At 69.2% G+C, this 15,255-nt stretch carries 18 protein-coding genes; 2 read left to right on the forward strand and 16 right to left on the reverse strand.

The features are described from left to right. The 5 genes from AC32QD_RS13035 to AC32QD_RS13055 form a co-directional block, all read right to left on the reverse strand. On the reverse strand, positions 1-474 hold a 474-nt coding region (locus AC32QD_RS13035; protein ID WP_492010937.1), incomplete at its 3' end, for a DUF3859 domain-containing protein. A 193-nt stretch (positions 475-667) separates the two neighbouring features. Continuing rightward, complete coding sequence (locus AC32QD_RS13040) at positions 668-1,054, reverse strand: DUF302 domain-containing protein (RefSeq protein WP_492010938.1); 387 nt, start codon at positions 1,052-1,054, stop codon at positions 668-670. Continuing rightward, positions 1,051-1,377: an SHOCT domain-containing protein gene (locus tag AC32QD_RS13045; protein ID WP_492010939.1), complete on the reverse strand. Its 327-nt coding sequence runs from the start codon at positions 1,375-1,377 to the stop codon at positions 1,051-1,053. Before AC32QD_RS13045 ends, AC32QD_RS13040 begins: the two co-directional genes overlap by 4 nt. A 112-nt stretch (positions 1,378-1,489) precedes the next feature. Then, positions 1,490-1,774, reverse strand: a complete 285-nt coding sequence (locus AC32QD_RS13050; RefSeq protein WP_492010940.1) for a DUF3175 domain-containing protein — start codon at positions 1,772-1,774, stop codon at positions 1,490-1,492. Between the two features lie 71 nt (positions 1,775-1,845). Then, entirely contained in the window at positions 1,846-2,232 is a 387-nt protein-coding gene (locus AC32QD_RS13055) for a DUF2237 family protein (protein ID WP_492010941.1), read from the reverse strand. 139 nt (positions 2,233-2,371) lie between these two features. Here AC32QD_RS13055 and AC32QD_RS13060 point away from each other — a divergent pair, with 139 nt between their 5' ends. Next, a complete protein-coding gene (locus tag AC32QD_RS13060; protein WP_492010942.1) occupies positions 2,372-2,947 on the forward strand; it encodes a lipid-binding SYLF domain-containing protein in 576 nt (191 codons plus the stop codon). 37 nt (positions 2,948-2,984) lie between these two features. Here AC32QD_RS13060 and rpe read toward each other — a convergent pair whose 3' ends face one another. The 4 genes from rpe to AC32QD_RS13080 all read right to left on the reverse strand — a co-directional run bounded on the left by rpe (position 2,985) and on the right by AC32QD_RS13080 (position 6,237). Beyond that, positions 2,985-3,683 carry a ribulose-phosphate 3-epimerase gene (gene rpe, locus AC32QD_RS13065; protein WP_492010943.1) on the reverse strand — a complete coding sequence of 233 codons (699 nt, stop codon included), beginning with the start codon at positions 3,681-3,683 and terminating at the stop codon, positions 2,985-2,987. Between the two features lie 61 nt (positions 3,684-3,744). Next, positions 3,745-4,425 (reverse strand): gamma-glutamyl-gamma-aminobutyrate hydrolase family protein, encoded by a 681-nt coding sequence (locus tag AC32QD_RS13070; RefSeq protein WP_492010944.1) that lies wholly within the window; start codon positions 4,423-4,425, stop codon positions 3,745-3,747. Then, positions 4,422-5,369 carry an amidoligase family protein gene (locus AC32QD_RS13075; protein ID WP_492010945.1) on the reverse strand — a complete coding sequence of 316 codons (948 nt, stop codon included), beginning with the start codon at positions 5,367-5,369 and terminating at the stop codon, positions 4,422-4,424. Before AC32QD_RS13075 ends, AC32QD_RS13070 begins: the two co-directional genes overlap by 4 nt. A 1-nt stretch (position 5,370) precedes the next feature. Continuing rightward, entirely contained in the window at positions 5,371-6,237 is an 867-nt protein-coding gene (locus tag AC32QD_RS13080) for an NAD(P)-dependent oxidoreductase (protein WP_492010946.1), read from the reverse strand. Positions 6,238-6,389: 152 nt separating this feature from the next. Between AC32QD_RS13080 and AC32QD_RS13085 the strand changes: the two genes are divergently transcribed. Then, positions 6,390-8,849, forward strand: coding sequence for a penicillin acylase family protein (locus tag AC32QD_RS13085; RefSeq protein ID WP_492010947.1), 2,460 nt, complete (start codon positions 6,390-6,392; stop codon positions 8,847-8,849). 58 nt (positions 8,850-8,907) lie between these two features. Here the strand turns inward: AC32QD_RS13085 and AC32QD_RS13090 are convergent, their stop codons facing one another. The 7 genes from AC32QD_RS13090 to AC32QD_RS13120 form a co-directional block, all read right to left on the reverse strand. After that, positions 8,908-9,693, reverse strand: coding sequence for a hypothetical protein (locus AC32QD_RS13090; RefSeq protein WP_492010948.1), 786 nt, complete (start codon positions 9,691-9,693; stop codon positions 8,908-8,910). Between the two features lie 146 nt (positions 9,694-9,839). Continuing rightward, positions 9,840-11,060, reverse strand: a complete 1,221-nt coding sequence (locus tag AC32QD_RS13095) for a cysteine desulfurase (protein ID WP_492010949.1) — start codon at positions 11,058-11,060, stop codon at positions 9,840-9,842. A gap of 23 nt (positions 11,061-11,083) precedes the next feature. Next, positions 11,084-11,662, reverse strand: coding sequence for a hypothetical protein (locus AC32QD_RS13100; RefSeq protein ID WP_492010950.1), 579 nt, complete (start codon positions 11,660-11,662; stop codon positions 11,084-11,086). A gap of 138 nt (positions 11,663-11,800) precedes the next feature. Next, complete coding sequence (locus AC32QD_RS13105; protein ID WP_492010951.1) at positions 11,801-12,400, reverse strand: YIP1 family protein; 600 nt, start codon at positions 12,398-12,400, stop codon at positions 11,801-11,803. A 6-nt stretch (positions 12,401-12,406) separates the two neighbouring features. Next, positions 12,407-13,711, reverse strand: a complete 1,305-nt coding sequence (sufD, locus tag AC32QD_RS13110; protein WP_492010952.1) for a Fe-S cluster assembly protein SufD — start codon at positions 13,709-13,711, stop codon at positions 12,407-12,409. Between the two features lie 12 nt (positions 13,712-13,723). Next, positions 13,724-14,494 (reverse strand): Fe-S cluster assembly ATPase SufC, encoded by a 771-nt coding sequence (sufC, locus tag AC32QD_RS13115; RefSeq protein ID WP_492010953.1) that lies wholly within the window; start codon positions 14,492-14,494, stop codon positions 13,724-13,726. Positions 14,495-14,670: 176 nt separating this feature from the next. Beyond that, positions 14,671-14,982, reverse strand: a complete 312-nt coding sequence (locus AC32QD_RS13120; protein ID WP_492010954.1) for a hypothetical protein — start codon at positions 14,980-14,982, stop codon at positions 14,671-14,673. Between the last annotated feature and the right edge of the window lie 273 nt (positions 14,983-15,255).

Here is a 15,255-nt window from a genome sequence, read left to right on the forward strand (position 1 = left end):
CTCGGCCAGCTTGCGCCCGCCGTGCCAGATCTGGAAGGTCCAGGTGCCGGGGACCAACTCCCAGGGATTCTCGAAGCCATAGCCGACATATTCGGTGGCCCCGACGGTCTTGGTCCGCCGGTAACGGCTCCGATGCATCGGCTCAGCACTGCCCGGCGCGCGCAGCCCCGGCGCGGGGTAGATGTCGACCATGTCGAGCGCCACCTTGGCGCCGGCCGGCGCGCCGACCACAACGAAGCGGAAGCCGAACTCGACCCCGACCCGCGCCGGGATCGTCGTCGTGGCCGCGACATTGCGCGCCGTGGTCACCGCGGTGATCTCCCCGGTCGGCGTGCCCGCGTTCTTCGTCTGCGCCCCGGCCTCGATGACATAGATGCCCCGGTCGACCACGTCGATCCGGTCGACCCGCACATCGTCGGCCAGCGCGCCCAGCGGCACCAGCACCAGCGGCAGCATCAGCATCAGCCTGCGCATGGCGTCCGACCTCCCCGGCGGCTTCCCGGCGCCGAGGATACGTCCGCGCCCGGCCGCCCTCCAAGGCATTTCGCACTGCACCATACTTTTGCGCGGAGGCGTGCCGGATACGCTTAACAAGGCGTGAAATTTGCGGCAAAATTCTTACAGGTCTTATATAAGACCTATAAGAGTTGACCGGCCCAATCGGGGCTCAGATCGCCTCGACCGCGGCGCGCAGTTTCTGCCGCACCTCGGCCGCGATGTGCCCCAGATCGGGGTTGTCGACCGACTGCATCGAGGCCACCGGATCGACCGCCGAGACCTCCACATGCCCCTCGCCGCGGTCCTGCACGATCACGTTGCAGGGAAGCATCGTGCCGATCTTGTCCTCCTGCTGCAGCGCCTGCCAGGCGAACTGCGGATTGCACGCGCCGAGGATGGTGTAGGGCCGGAAATCCACGTCCAGCTTCTTCTTCAGCGTCGCGCGCACGTCGATCGTGGTCAGCACGCCGAAGCCCTCATCGGCCAGCGCCCGGGTCGCCGCGGCGACCGCGTCGTCGAAGGGCATCTCCACCAACTTGCTGAAATGATAGGTCATTCTAGCATCCTCCGTCGTTCCTCGAACTCCTGCTTGTCGATCTCACCGCGGGCGAAGCGCTCCTTGAGGATCTCGAGCGGCCGGTTGACGGGCGGCGGCGCCGGGGGGTGCCTGCCGGCGCCGGTCAACCAGCGCACCAGCAGCACCACCGCGGCGATCAGTGCCGCGAACACGAGGATCATCCACAGCGGCCCCAGCAACATCCACCATCCGCCGTATTCCCACATGTGCATGGGCCCGGGGTAGTAATCGCCCTGCTGCGCCAGCGCCGGCGTGGCCGCCAGCGCCGCCGCAGCAAGCGAAATCCGTCCTGCAAGCGCCATGATCCGCTCCAACGTCAAAAAGGCCCCGCCGCCCCTTCGGGGCACCGCGACATATAGGCAGCCCCCGCAACCAAACAACGGATCGCCGCCGTGAAATCCGGCGCTGGCAGGCTCAGTCCCTAAACAGCGCGCGCAGCTCGTCCTTGGCCTGCTCCAGCACCTTGCGGCGGTGGGGCTCGAGCTGGCTGCCGGCGCGGTTGATGTAGAAGTTCAGCATCCCCATGGCCGACTGCAGCGGCGTGCCCTTGCGCCGCGTGCTCGCCTCGGCCGAGCGCTTCAGCGAGCGGGCGATCCGTTTTGGATCGTCCCAGGTGAAGACGCCGTCCTCGAGATCCAGCGCATCGCTGGTCTCGGTGACGCGCTGCGACCAGCGCTTGTCGTCGTCCTTGCCGCCCATCGCATCCTCGTGCAGCCGCCTGCCCCGATGGCGGGGCCGGCCCGCGCGCCAGCCCGGCCGCGGGATCCGGCTCAGTTCCGCTCGAGGGCGTGCTCGCGGAGCATCTCAAGCGGCACGACCTCGAGCGCGCGCTTGTGCGTCGCCGTCAGCTTCACGCGCGGCGCCATCCCCGCCTCGTAGGCCTCGAGGAAGCGCGCGGCGCACAGGCACCAGCGGTCGCCCGGCTTGAGGCCGGGGAAGCCGAACTCCGGCAACGGCGTGGAGAGGTCGTTGCCGACCTCCTTGGAGAAGGCCAGGAACTCCGCGGTCATCACGGCGCAGACCGTGTGGCTGCCCCGGTCCGCCTCGGAGGTATCGCAACAGCCATTGCGGAAGAACCCGGTCACCGGCTCCGTCGAGCACGGCTCGAGCCTGTCGCCCAGCACGTTGGTCGAGGGATTGATCTCGAAAACCGGCATGCCGCTCTCCCGATTCGCCGAGCGGGCGTGTATGATCGCCCGCGCGCCGGCCCTTGGCCGGCCGTCCCGCGGCCCCATATAGCGCAATACCCCTGCCAGAACAGGGAACTACAGGCAAGATTAGACCAGAGAGGCAAACATGACCGTCACCCGCCGCCGCACGCTCGGCGCGCTCGCCGCCGTGGCGACGCTCGCCACCCTGCCCCCGCATCCGGCCGACGCCGCCTCGGCCGAGGTGATCGACGCCCGCGTCAACATCGCGCTGGCCAAGCTGTACAAGGACGTGCCCTACTCCAAGGAGCTGGCGCAGCGAGCCAAGGCCATGCTGATCATGCCCAGGGTGCTGAAAGGCAGCTTTATCGTCGGCGGTGCCTATGGCGAAGGGGCGCTGCGGCTGAACGACCCGACCACGGGCTATACCAAGTCGGTTGCCTACTACTCGGTCGCCACCGGCTCGGTGGGCCTACAGATCGGCATCCAGAAGACCAGCCATGTGCTGTTCTTCCTCACCGACTCGGCGCTGAGGAACTTCCGCAACGCCGACGGCTGGCAGATCGGCGCCGATGCCGAGGTGACCTTCCCCAAGGCGGGGCTGAACGCCGCGGTGAACTCGACCACGGCGCAAAAGCCGATCATCGGCGTCGTCTTCAACGAGGACGGGCTGGCGATCGGCGCGAGCCTCGCCGGGGCGAAGTACTCGCGCATAAATCGGTGAAGCGGGCCACGCACGCCGCCCCCGCGGGCAGAGCCTTTCAGAGGGCGGCCTCGGCGGCCTCCCGGATGGCGCGGATATTGTCCCGGTAGACCTCGGGCGCATCCGCCGAGCCGCCGCGGAACACGGCCGAGCCCGCCACCAGCACATCGGCGCCCATGGCGGCGCAGTTGCCAGCCGTCTGGGGCGTCACCCCGCCGTCCACCTGGATGTGGACCTCGCGCTCGCCGATCATCTCGGCCAGCCGCGCGATCTTGGGCAGCTGGGCCTCGATGAAGGACTGACCGCCGAAGCCGGGATTGACGCTCATCACCAGGACGAGGTCGACGCGATCGAGCACGTACTCGATCGCCTCGGGCGGCGTCGCGGGGTTGAGCGAGACGCCGGCGCGGGCGCCCAAAGACCGGATGCGCTGCAGCGAGCGGTCGAGGTGCGGCCCGGCCTCCGGATGCACCGTGATGATGTCGGCGCCGGCCTCGGCGAAGGCCTCGAGATAGGGATCGGCCGGCGAGATCATCAGGTGCACGTCCATGACACCCCGGACGTGGGGCCGCAGCGCCGCGCAAACGGCCGGGCCGATGGTGATGTTGGGCACGAAATGGCCGTCCATCACGTCGACATGCACCCAGTCGGCGCCATGCTCCTCGATGGCACGACACTCGGCGCCAAGCCGGGCGAAGTCGGCCGAAAGGATCGAAGGGGCGATCTTGATGCGGCGGTCGAAGCCGGCGTAGGGCATTCGTGCCTCCCCGAGGTCTGCACAGGCTCCCGATACAGGATCGGCGCCCGGCAGGAAAGCCCTAGGCCGCCTGCACCAACGCCCTGAACAGTCGCCAGTCGCGGCGCGAGAAGACGAGGAATTCCGGGTGCCACTGCACGCCGAGGACGAGTCGGTCGCCCTGGACGAGCTCGACCGCCTGCACGATGTCGTGCTCGTCCCAGGCCACCGCGCGCAGGCCTTCCCCGAGTCGGTCGACAGATTGCCGGTGCAGCGCATTCACGCGCGTGGGCTCGGGGCCGAGAATGCCGGCCAGCCGGCTGCCGGGCTCGAGGCGCACCTCCTTGCGCGGCAGCGGCGTGTGGATGCGCTTCGCCGCCGGATAGGTCTGGTAGATGTCGCCATGCAGCGTGCCACCGCGCGCCACGTTGATGAGCTGGGCGCCGCGGCACACGCCGAGCATTGGCAGGCTGCGCCGCTCGGCCTCGGCGATCAGCGCCAGTTCCAGCGCGTCGCGCTCGGGGTCCTGGGTCGAGTGCGGCAGCAGCTTGCCGCCGTAGAGCTCCACCCCGATGTCGTGGCCGCCGCCGATGATCAGCGCATCGAGCTGCTCGACGCGGCGGATGGCGCGGCCCGTGCGCATGCGATGCGCCTGCCCGCCAGCACGCCACAGCGCCCAGCGGAAGAACGGAAAGATGCGCCAGCCCGCGCGGGCCGAGACCGACACGCCGACCAGCGGCCGCTTGCCCCGGCGGACTCTCATCCGAGGACCGCACCGACGCGCTGGAGATATTCGGCCCGGCCCGCGCGCCACTCCTCCAGGTCCAGAACGGCGCTTCGCAGCGTCTCGAGGTCTTCGGCATCGTCGGCAGCCGCTTCGAGCCGGTCCCAGCGGGCCAGCTCGGTGCGCGGAGACCAACCGGGCTTTCCGAGACGGCTGTCGGGCAGGCGGTAGTGAAAAGCCGGCCGGGGGCTTCTCACCGGGCGGGCACGCACGCGCAGGCAGGCTTCCGGCGCCAGGTGGCCGAGCAGCGGCCAGAGGTCGAGGCCCCGGTTCCGGTTCGGGTTCCATTGGCCGTAGAGCCCGATGAAATCGTCCAGTGCCGGAACGCGACCGTCAGCCATGCGGCGGCCAAGCGCGCGGACATAGGCCGCCGGATAGGGATCGATGAAGGGCGTGGCGCGGCGCGCATTGTCCGGCGGGCGCATGGCGCGCAGCCAGCGCTCGGCGAAGCCGTAGGCAGCGGCGATGCGGATGGCCCGGTCCGGCTCGGGCGGCACGAGCTGCATGTTCAGGTGCATGCCGAAGGCGTTGAGGGTGGCCGCCTTCGTGCCCTGGAGCCCGGCCGCGCGCAGCGCCCCGATGGCCTCGTCGAGGATGGCGAACTGGCCCGGGCCAAGCGGCTCGGTGATCAACTCAACCGGGGCGAGGCGGGCGAGCACCTCGACCGCCGCCTCGCGCGCGCCGAGCGCGTCGAGCGCCCGGTCGACCAGGTCGGGCTCGGCGGGCACCTTGGCGTAGCGGGTGTCGAGCTCGAGCCTCAGCGTGCCCAACCGCGACCCGGTGACGCGGGCCAGATGCGGCGAATCGGCCTCGACCGTGCCGCCCAGGGCGCGGGCCAGCACGCCCGCCGCGCCCCGGGCGTCGATGCCGGCGAACTCGATCTCGACCCCGACCTTGCGCCGGCTCTCGGCACCGCCGCCCACCTCAGCGCTTGAGCCGCCGGATCAGCGAGGAGGTGTCCCAGCGGCCGCCGCCCATGTCCTGCACCTCGCCGTAGAACTGGTCGACCAGGGCGGTCACCGGCAGGCGCGCCCCGTTCTGGTGCGCCTCCTCGAGGCAGATGGCCAGGTCCTTGCGCATCCAGTTGACCGCAAATCCGTGCTCGAACTCATCGGCGAACATGGTCTTGTAGCGGTTGTCCATCTGCCACGACTGCGCCGCTCCCTTGGAGATGACCCCGATCACGGCCTCACCGTCGAGCCCGGCCTTCTCGCAAAAATACAGGCCCTCGGCGAGGCCCTGGACCAGCCCGGCGATGCAGATCTGGTTGACCATCTTGGTGAGCTGGCCGGCGCCGGCCGGGCCGATCAGGCGCTTCATCTTGGCATAGGCCTCGATCACCGGGGCGATGCGCTCGTAGTCGGCCTCTTCGCCGCCGCACATGATGGTGAGCTGGCCGTTCTCGGCGCCCGCCTGGCCGCCCGAGACCGGGGCGTCGACGAAGCCGATGCCGGCCTCCTTGGCCATGGCATTGAGCTCGCGCGCGATATTGGCGCTGGCAGTGGTGTGATCGACGAAGACCGTGCCTTTCTCCATGCCGGCGAGCGCGCCGTCCTCGCCCAGCGTGACCGAGCGCAGGTCGTCGTCGTTGCCGACGCAGGCCATCACGAACTCCGAGCCCTGGGCGGCCTCGCGCGGGGTCGGCGCCGACTTGCCGCCGTGCTGCTCGACCCACTTCTCGGCCTTCGCACCGGTGCGGTTGTAGACGGTCACCTCGTGCCCCCTGGCGGCGAGATGGCCGGCCATGGGATACCCCATGACGCCCAGCCCTATGAACGATACCTTAGCCACGCTGCCTCCTCTCTCGCTTTGTCTGCTTTCAGCGTCGAACCGATGTTGAACCGCGGGTCGCGATCTGGGAAGAGAGGCGCCCGGGTGCCACGACAAACTGTGCGGCGCGCGCAGCCCGGGTCAAGTCCGACGGCGGAGGAAGCACAACCGCGATGACCGTGATCCTGCGCTGGCTGCTTCGCATCTTCGCCGCCGCCGTGGTGGCGCTGGTGGTGGCCCTGGCGCTGGCCTGGTACCTGGTGTCGCGCTCGCTGCCCGATTACTCGGGCACTCTGACGATGAAGGGCCTCGACGGCCAGGTGCGCATCACCCGCGACGCCAACGCCGTGCCGCATATCCGCGCCACGACCGACCACGACGCCTATTTCGCGCTGGGGCTGGTGCACGCACAGGACCGGCTGTGGCAGATGGAGCTGGACCGGCGGGCGGCGCAGGGCACGCTCTCTGCCATGTTCGGCAAGCGGACCGTGGGGGTGGACCGCCTGATCAAGACGCTGAACCTGTACGGGCTGGCCAACCAGTCGCTGGCGTTCCAGACGCCCGAAACCAAGGCGGCGCTCAAGGCCTATTCGGCGGGCGTCAACGCCTGGATCCGCCACGTGAACGCCGACGCGCTGGGCCGCGGCGCACCGGAGTTCTTCCTGTTTTCCAATGCGCTCGCGCCCTGGACGCCAACGGATTCGCTGGCGATCCTCAAGCTCATGTCACTGCGGCTGACAGGCGCGGCGCGCGACGAGATTCGGCGTGCACGTTTTCTGCTGCACCTCACGCCCCAGCAAGTCGCCGACATCCTGCCCTCGGATCCCAATCCGGCGATGACGGCGCCACCGCGCTACTCGGCGCTGTTTCCGGGAGCGCAGTTCGGCAAGTTCGATCCGCCCAAGCCCGATCCGTGGATGCAGGCCTTCGGCCCGGTCGCGCGGCCCGAGATGGCCGGCGCCTCGAACGCCTGGGCGGTGGACGGAAGCCGCGCAGCGGGGGGCAAGCCTCTCCTGGCCAGCGACCCGCATCTGTGGCTGTCGGCGCCGGGCGTGTGGTATCTGGCAGACGTGCAGGGCCCGGGGCTCGCGGCGATCGGCGGCACGCTGCCGGGGGTGCCGGCGGTGATCATCGGGCGCAACCGCGACCTTGCCTGGGGCCTGACCACGACCGGGGCCGACGACCAGGACATCTATATCGAGAAGGTCAACCCGAAGAACCCCGACGAGTACAAGACGCCCACGGGCTGGGCGAAGTTCACGACACGCCCGATCCGGATCGAGGTGGCCGGCGGCAAGACGCTCGCCGGCATCGTGCGCTCGACCCGCCACGGGCCGGTGCTGGCGCCCGACGACCTGGGCGTGGGATCGGTCACGCCCGAGGGCGACGTGGCGGCGCTGGCCTGGACGGCGCTGAACGCCAAGGACCGGACCATGAGCGCGGCCGTGGCGCTGATGCACGCGAACGGCATCGACGCCGCGGTCAAGGACAGCGAGATGGTGCTGGCGCCGGCCCAGAACCTGATCCTCGCCGACCGCAGCGGCGTGGCGATGGTGATGGCCGGCCGCGTGCCGATGCGCAAGGCCGACAGCACCAGCCAGGGCCGCGTGCCCTCGCCGGGCTGGCGGGCCGAGAACGACTGGCTGGGCCTGCGACCGCCAAGCCAGAACCCGCGCGTGATCCGCCCGCCCGAGGGCGCGGTGGCCAACGCCAATAACCGCATCACGGACGCGCCCTACCCGAACAACATCACCTTCGACTGGGGCTATCCCTATCGCATCCGCCGCCTGGTCAAGGAACTGTCGGGCCGCCAGTACCACTCGCGCGACGGCTTCGTGGCGCTGCAGAACGACGCGGTCTCGGAGATGGCGCGCGCCGTGCTGCCGCTGATCGCGCGCGACCTGTGGTGGGGCGAGGAGCCCAAGGGCAACGACCGCCGGCGCCAGGCGCTGGACATGCTCAAGCGCTGGAACGGCTCGATGGACCGGCACAGCCCCGAGCCGCTGATCTTCTACGAGTGGATGCTCATGCTGACGCGGCGCCTGGCGGCCGACGAGTTGGGACCCCTGCTGGCCGAAGTTCCGGGCCCGCGGCCGCTGTTCGTCGAGAGGGTCTTCCGCAACATCGACGGCGCGGCACGGTGGTGCGACGTTGACAAGACGCCCCAGAAGGAAACCTGTGCGCAGATGGCCTCGCTGGCGCTCGACGACGCGCTGGCCGCGCTGGTGCGCAAATATGGGCCGAACATCCAGGGCTGGCGCTGGGGCGCGGCGCATGTGGCGATCCACCGTCACACGCCGCTTGGCGACATCGCGCTGCTGGCCCCCTTCGTCAACATCGAGAACGAAACCTCGGGCGGCAACTACACGCTCCTGCGCGGCGCCACCCCGGGTGAGGGACCGCATCCCTGGCGCAACGTGCATGCCGCCGGGCTGAGGATCGTGGTGGATTTCTCCGACCCGAACGGCTCGGTGATGATCGCGGGCACGGGGGAGAGCGGGCACCCGCTCTCGCGCTGGTACGACAACTTCTCCGAGCTCTGGGCGCGCGGGGACACCATCCCCATGTCGATGAGCGACGCCGACGCTGCCGCCGGAGCGGTGGGCGTGATGGTGCTCAAGCCGGCGCACTGAGCCGCGGGAATGATTTCGCCCGCAGCGGTCGGGCGGGTGCGCCGCGGATGGAAGCGGCTTACGGCAGGTAGACCTCGCGCAGATAGACCGGGATTTCGACGACGCCGATCATCTTCTCGCTGCCGTCGAACATCGGAGCGAGTTCGGGAATCGTCGAGGCAAAGTCGGCCTTGCCGTCGAGCGCCTTGCCGGCGGGCACGCTCATCGCAAGATCCGCAAGCTGCCGGTAACGGTAGATCCGGTGGAAGCCGGGCTTGACGTTCGAATACGGCAATGCCTCGGCTTCCGACCACGACGGCGTGCCCGCCTGATAGGACAGCTTGAGCGTCATCTCGCCTCCGCCCTTCGGGGCCACCGACCATCCCTCAAAGAGCGCGGGGGCGACGTTCCGCGCGCTTTCAAGTTTGGCGCTGCGGCTGATCTCCGCCGTCTTTGCGTTGCCATAGGGATCATAGTCCGGGGGCGTCGCGTAGATGCGCGTGACGTAGAGCCGCGTCTCGTTCGCCTTGGTGGCAAGGCTTGCTAGCGCCACGCCGCGGAAGCTCGCAGGCGTGGTCGGTTTCTTTTTGGCGTCCAGCTCCAGATACCGGTCGACGAGGACGACAAGCAGATTCGCACCGGCGAACGGGCCCTTTGAGAAGGGCGCGAGCGTCCAGCCCTCGGGCAACCAGGCCTGCGCCGCGGCCGCGTTCACCTGGAAGGCGACAACTACGCGACTGTCGACATTGGAGCTGTTGAAGGTCTCGGCGCGGGCCGCCGTCGGTTGCAGCCCGGTCAAACCGATCACGACCCCGGCAACGAGCGGGAGGCCGCCGCGAAAGGCCGCGCGCATCGATCGTTTCATGTCAATCTCCCCATGCAATCGAATATGGGGAGCCGCGCTCCGGAACGGCCTCAAAACATATCAATCTGCTGGACGCCGGCGCGGCTCCCAGACGGGCGCAGCATAGCACGTTGCCCCGCCTGCCGGCAGCCCGGATGGCCGGCTGGCTAGCCGAACAGCTCGTGGCAGAGCTCGAGCGCCTCGACCAGCTTGTCCACCTCGGCGGGCGTGTTGTAGAGGCCGAAGGAGGCGCGGCAGGTGGCCGTGACGCCCAGATGCGTCATCAGCGGCTGGGCACAGTGGTGGCCGGCGCGCACGGCGACGCCCTTGCGGTCCACCACCGTCGAGATGTCGTGCGGGTGCGCGCCGCCCTCGAGCACGAAGGAGAAGATCGCCCCCTTCTCCCGCGTCGTGCCGTGCAGGTGCAGCCAGTTCAGGCCCGACAGGCGCTCGGTGGCATAGTCGCGCAAGGAGCGCTCGTGCGCGGCGATGTTCTCCATGCCGAGCCCGCCCAGGTAGTCGATGGCGGCGCCCAGCCCGATGGCCTGCACGATGTTGGGCGTGCCGGCCTCGAAGCACAGCGGCGGGTCGGCGTAGGAGATCGTGTCCTGGTGCACCTCGCGGATCATGTCTCCGCCGCCGTGGAAGGGGCGCATCTGCCCGTGCCGCTCCTTGCGGGCATAAAGCGCGCCCGAGCCGGTCGGGCCGTAGAGCTTGTGCCCTGTGACCGCGTAGAAATCGCAACCGATCTCGGCAACGTTGACGGGGAAGTGCACGGCGGCCTGGCTGCCGTCGACCACCGTGGCCACGCCGCGCTCGCGCGCGGCCCGGCAGATGGTCCCCACATCCACCACGGTGCCCAGCGCGTTCGACATGTGGGTGACGGCGACGAGCTTGGTGCGCGGGCCGATGGCCTCGATTACCTTGTGCGGGTCGAGGCTGCCGTCGGGCTCGATCTCAACCCATTTGAGCACGGCGCCCTGGCGCTCGCGCAGGAAGTGCCAGGGCACGATGTTGGCGTGGTGCTCCATGACCGTGAGCACGATCTCGTCGCCCGGCCCGAGATTCGGAGCTGCCCAGGAATAGGAAACGAGATTGAGGCCCATCGTGCTGTTCTGCACGAAGATGATCTCCTCCTCGTGGCGCGCGCCGAGGAAGCGGGCGAGCTTTCCCCTGACCGCCTCGTATTTCTCGGTGGCGATGTTGGAGAGGAAGTGCAGGCCACGGTGGACGTTGGCGTATTCCTGCTCGTAGGCGTGGCGGACCGTGTCGATCACCTGGCGCGGCTTCTGCGCCGAGGCGGCGTTGTCGAGATATACAAGGTCCGTCCCGTTCACCTCGCGCGCGAGGATCGGGAAGTCGGAGCGGATTTTCTCGACGTCGTACATGGCGCGGGCTCCCACGGAAGGGCTCAGGCGGCCGGCATCAGGCCGGAGAAGACGAAGGAGAACAGCATCGAGACGCCAAAGATCACGGCCAGCACGTTCACAGTGCGCCGGAAGTTGTGCAGCTCGGCAACGTAGCTGGCCAGGAGCCACAGCATAACCGCGGAGCAGACCAGCACCCACAGGGCAGCGCCCCCCGGGATCGTGCCGCCTGCCTTCGCCGCATTGACGATGCTGACGAGCGCCGGCAGCACCAGCGGCACGATGACGCTGGTGACCAGCATGTACCAGGCGACGACGAGACCGCTTTGCACCAGCGTGCCCTTGCCGCCGAACATGCGGCCGACATAGCACGCGGCCACGGTGAAGATCCCGAAGGTGAACAGCGAGTCGACCAGGCCGACCAGGTAGTAGCCGAGCGAGAAGCCGGCATCCGCGGGCCGCGCGCCAGGCACCAGGATGAAGAACATCTCGCGCACCAGCCAGGCGAGCACCACCATCGAGACCGCAGCGTCGAGCCCGTGACCGCCGGCGAGCAGCCGGCGCACCGAGGCGCGCGGATGCAGATAGCCGCCAATGATGTTCTCGATGACGGCCCCGATCATCCCAGCGCTCCCGTCACCTGGCGCATCGCGTTTTATGCCTGACCGTGCTCGGCCCCGCCGGAGCACACTCCCCACGCACACGCTCTCCTCTCTCACACGCGGCCGGACCGGACAAGCGCCGCACCCTTCGCGCCTCGGTCACAGGATGCGTCCGAGCGCATAGATCGTGCCGATGAAGGTGCCCACGATCAGCACCATCAGCGCGAAGACTCGCCAGGCGCTGTGGAAATCGTGTGCCTCGGCGATGCAGCGTGCCGCGACCCAGCCGAAGGCAAGCCCGCCCAGTGCATCCGCGATCTCGCTGGCGCGGCCCGGCACCCCGGTCAGCAGCACCGAGAGCAGATGCGCGGCGAGGATCGCCGGCGACGCGACCAGCGCCGCCCAGAACAGGGCCGCCCGGCTTTCGCGCCAGCTTCCCGTGCCGCCGGCCTTGCGCGCGATCCATCCTGCCACCGCCGCGACCACATAGAGCGCCAGGGTGCGAAAAAAGACCGACGCGACGAACTCGGCCGCGATCAGGGCGCGGAAATGCTGGGGCGTGTAGGTCGGCGCCATTGGGCCCCAGGCGGCAATCACCGCCCGGCCGAGAAACCACACAAGCCCGGACAGGACCGCATAATAGAGCAGCCGCCCCTCGGTCGGCCGGCGGTCCAGCTCGTAGCGTAGAGAGCCGCGCAGGTCGGCCCAGGCCGCCAGCACCCGCCAAATCAGGCCGCCCTGTCTCAGCGCGTCGTCCACCGGCCATCAGCCTCCGCTACGCTCGGCCATCCAGCGGGCGATGTGCGCCCGCATGGCCTCGGCCAGCGTCTCGTCCTCGATCTCGGCAAGCGCCTCCTCGGCGAAGGCGGCGACCAGCAGCGCCTCGGCCTCGGCGCGGCTGACGCCGCGGGCGCGCAGGTAGAACATGGCATCCTCGTCGAGCCGCCCCGTGGTCGAGCCATGGGAGCATTTCACGTCGTCGGCCCAGATCTCGAGCTCGGGCTTGGCGCGGAACTCGGCGCCCTCGTTCAGCAGCACCGACTGGCTGATCTGGTAGCCGTCCGTCTGCTGCGCCTCGCGGCGCACGAAGATCTTGCCCTGGAAGACACCGTGCGCCTTGTCGGCCAGAACATTCTTGAACACCTGCCTGCTCTCGCAGCCTGGCGCGGAATGGGTGACGAAGACGGTGTTGTCGACGTGGCTCGCATCCCTGGCCAGCACCGCGCCGGCGATGTGGCCGACGGAACCCTCGCCCGCGAACTCCATGACGACCTCGTTGCGCGTCAGCCCGCCATCCGCCGTCAGGGTGAAGGTCTTGAAGCGCGCCCCGGCGCCGAGGCGGGCGAAGAGATGGGCCGCGGCTGGCTGTCGCTCCCCGGCCTGGAGGCGCACGTGCTGGAAGCTGGCGCCGCCCGCGAGGTCCACCTCGATCACCTCGTTCGAGGGCACGCCGGACTGCACCAGCAGCAGCGAGGCCCCCGCCTCGACCCGGATCAGGTGGCGGATCAGCGAGGCGCCCTCGCCAATCTGGTCGTGCCGGATATGGATGGCCTCGGGGACCGCGCCGGTGACGTGGAGGGCGAGCCCCTCGCTGGCGACGGCGGTGTTGAGCGCGGCCAGCGGGCGCGCCACCTTCTCGCCGCCTGCCGCCTCGAGCTGGCCGAACAGCTCGCGGGCGAAGGTGATGTCCTGGGTGAGGACCTCCTCAAGCGGCGCCGCCGTCAGGCCATCGAGCGCAAGCGCGTCCGACAGGTCGGGCCGGAAGCGCCCATTGACGAAGCGGGCGCGGCGCGGTTTCACCTCGCCAAACTGGGGCGCGACCTCAGGCGCGGTGTCGCTGGGCTCGAGGGCAGCCAGGGGCGCCGTCAGACTGGTCGGATCCGTGTACTTCCAGTACTCGTCGCGCCTGGCCGGCGCGCCGGCCTCAAGCAGGCGCCCGCGCGCCGCGGCGCGGGCGGCGTGGGCCCAGCCGGGCTCGCGGCCGGGCAGCGGCAGGATGCTCAAGAGCTGCTCGGCGTCCCGGCGCTTGGTGTCGCGCGCCTTCTCGATCGCGGCCCTGGTGGTCGCCATGGTCGCCCCTCCTCAAGCCGCAGGGCTGGTCTGAGGCGTGGACTGCAGGTGCGCGTAGCCCTGTTCCTCGACGCGCAGCGACAGCTCCGGTCCGCCTGTCTCGACGATGCGGCCGTTCCACATGACGTGGACCACGTCAGGCACGATGTGGTTCAAGAGCCGCTGGTAGTGCGTGATGACCACGAAGGAGCGCTGCGGCGAGCGCAGCGCATTCACGCCGTCGGCAACCAGGCGCATGGCGTCCACGTCGAGCCCCGAATCGGTCTCGTCGAGCACGCAGATGCGCGGTTCCAGCACGGACATTTGCAAGATCTCGTTGCGCTTCTTCTCACCGCCGGAAAATCCCACATTGATGGCCCGCTTCAGCATCTCCGGAGAGATCTGCAGGTCCTTTGCCTTCTCGCGCACCAGCTTGAGGAAGTCCGGCGAGGAGATCTCCGCCTCGCCGCGCGCCTTGCGCTGCGAGTTCAGCGCCGTGCGCATGAAGGTCATGTTGCCCACGCCGGGGATCTCGACCGGGTATTGGAAGGCGAGGAAGAGGCCGTGCGCCGCGCGCTCCTCGGCCTCCATGGCAAGCACGTCCTCACCGTCATAGGTGACCGAACCTTCCGTCACCTCGTAGCCTTCCCGGCCGGCGAGCACGTAGGCAAGCGTCGACTTGCCCGATCCGTTCGGGCCCATGATGGCGTGCACCTTGCCCGGCTCGACGGTCAGGTCGAGGCCCTTGAGGATCGCCTTGTCCTCGTCCTCGAGCTTCACGTGCAGGTTCTTAATTTCAAGCATCTTCGTTCCGTTCGCTATCGCAGTTCCCTGCCACCTTGGGGGGCACATATTTCTGCCGGTCTCACGCCTGGCGCGCGGGGAAAGGCGGGAACATCGCGCGCCGGTGGGATGGCCGCAGGGGTCGCTCCCGCTGTTCCGCCACTCCCTTCCGCTCGCGCCGCAATCTCGCCGACCCGTCAGCGCGCCGGCGCCGGTCGCCGCTCCGAGGCTTCCACCACCTTCTCGATCATCGTGAGGAAGGTGTTCTCGTCGCCGAGCCCGGTTACCGTCTCGCCGTTCTGGCGCACCAACTCCCAGCTGTCGCCGCGCACCGCCTGCACGCGGCACAGGCGCACATCGTCGCCCTCGTCGGTGGGGCGGGTGATATCGAACGCGTTGATCTGGTCGTTGGTCTCGAGCTTCACCTCGTGGCCGCGCTCCTTCAGGTGCTTCTCGGCGGCCTCGACGAGGGTGAGCAGGTCGGCGCCTTCCTTCACGGTGCTGGTCATTTTTGTCCTTTCTCTCTTCATCTCACGTTCGGGCGGCGGCGGGCGCAGCGATGCGCGCGCCCAGGTTCCGCCGCGGGGGAAATGGAAGCGGGCGGCCGAAAGGCGCCTGCTCCCGCGGGGCCGGCCGGGCCCGGGGCCTCAGCCGACGCTGCCTTCGAGCGAGATCGCCACGAGCTTCTGGGCCTCGACGGCGAACTCCATGGGAAGCTCCTGCAGCACCTCCTTGCAGAAGCCGTTGACGACCAGCGCGACCGCCTCCTCCTCGCTCATGCC

This window comes from Thermohalobaculum sp. (genome assembly GCF_058622915.1).

Excerpts from the sequence above, each read along its gene's own strand:
- AC32QD_RS13095 (WP_492010949.1), bottom strand. The coding sequence starts at position 11,060 with ATGTACGACGTCGAGAAAATCCGCTCCGACTTCCCGATCCTCGCGCGC.
- sufD (WP_492010952.1), bottom strand. The coding sequence starts at position 13,711 with ATGGCGACCACCAGGGCCGCGATCGAGAAGGCGCGCGACACCAAGCGC.
- AC32QD_RS13090 (WP_492010948.1), bottom strand. The coding sequence starts at position 9,693 with ATGAAACGATCGATGCGCGCGGCCTTTCGCGGCGGCCTCCCGCTCGTT.
- AC32QD_RS13120 (WP_492010954.1), bottom strand. The coding sequence starts at position 14,982 with ATGACCAGCACCGTGAAGGAAGGCGCCGACCTGCTCACCCTCGTCGAG.
- AC32QD_RS13055 (WP_492010941.1), bottom strand. The coding sequence starts at position 2,232 with ATGCCGGTTTTCGAGATCAATCCCTCGACCAACGTGCTGGGCGACAGG.
- AC32QD_RS13100 (WP_492010950.1), bottom strand. The coding sequence starts at position 11,662 with ATGATCGGGGCCGTCATCGAGAACATCATTGGCGGCTATCTGCATCCG.
- AC32QD_RS13050 (WP_492010940.1), bottom strand. The coding sequence starts at position 1,774 with ATGGGCGGCAAGGACGACGACAAGCGCTGGTCGCAGCGCGTCACCGAG.
- AC32QD_RS13085 (WP_492010947.1), top strand. The coding sequence starts at position 6,390 with ATGACCGTGATCCTGCGCTGGCTGCTTCGCATCTTCGCCGCCGCCGTG.
- AC32QD_RS13060 (WP_492010942.1), top strand. The coding sequence starts at position 2,372 with ATGACCGTCACCCGCCGCCGCACGCTCGGCGCGCTCGCCGCCGTGGCG.
- sufC (WP_492010953.1), bottom strand. The coding sequence starts at position 14,494 with ATGCTTGAAATTAAGAACCTGCACGTGAAGCTCGAGGACGAGGACAAG.
- rpe (WP_492010943.1), bottom strand. The coding sequence starts at position 3,683 with ATGCCCTACGCCGGCTTCGACCGCCGCATCAAGATCGCCCCTTCGATC.
- AC32QD_RS13040 (WP_492010938.1), bottom strand. The coding sequence starts at position 1,054 with ATGACCTATCATTTCAGCAAGTTGGTGGAGATGCCCTTCGACGACGCG.
- AC32QD_RS13070 (WP_492010944.1), bottom strand. The coding sequence starts at position 4,425 with ATGAGAGTCCGCCGGGGCAAGCGGCCGCTGGTCGGCGTGTCGGTCTCG.
- AC32QD_RS13045 (WP_492010939.1), bottom strand. The coding sequence starts at position 1,377 with ATGGCGCTTGCAGGACGGATTTCGCTTGCTGCGGCGGCGCTGGCGGCC.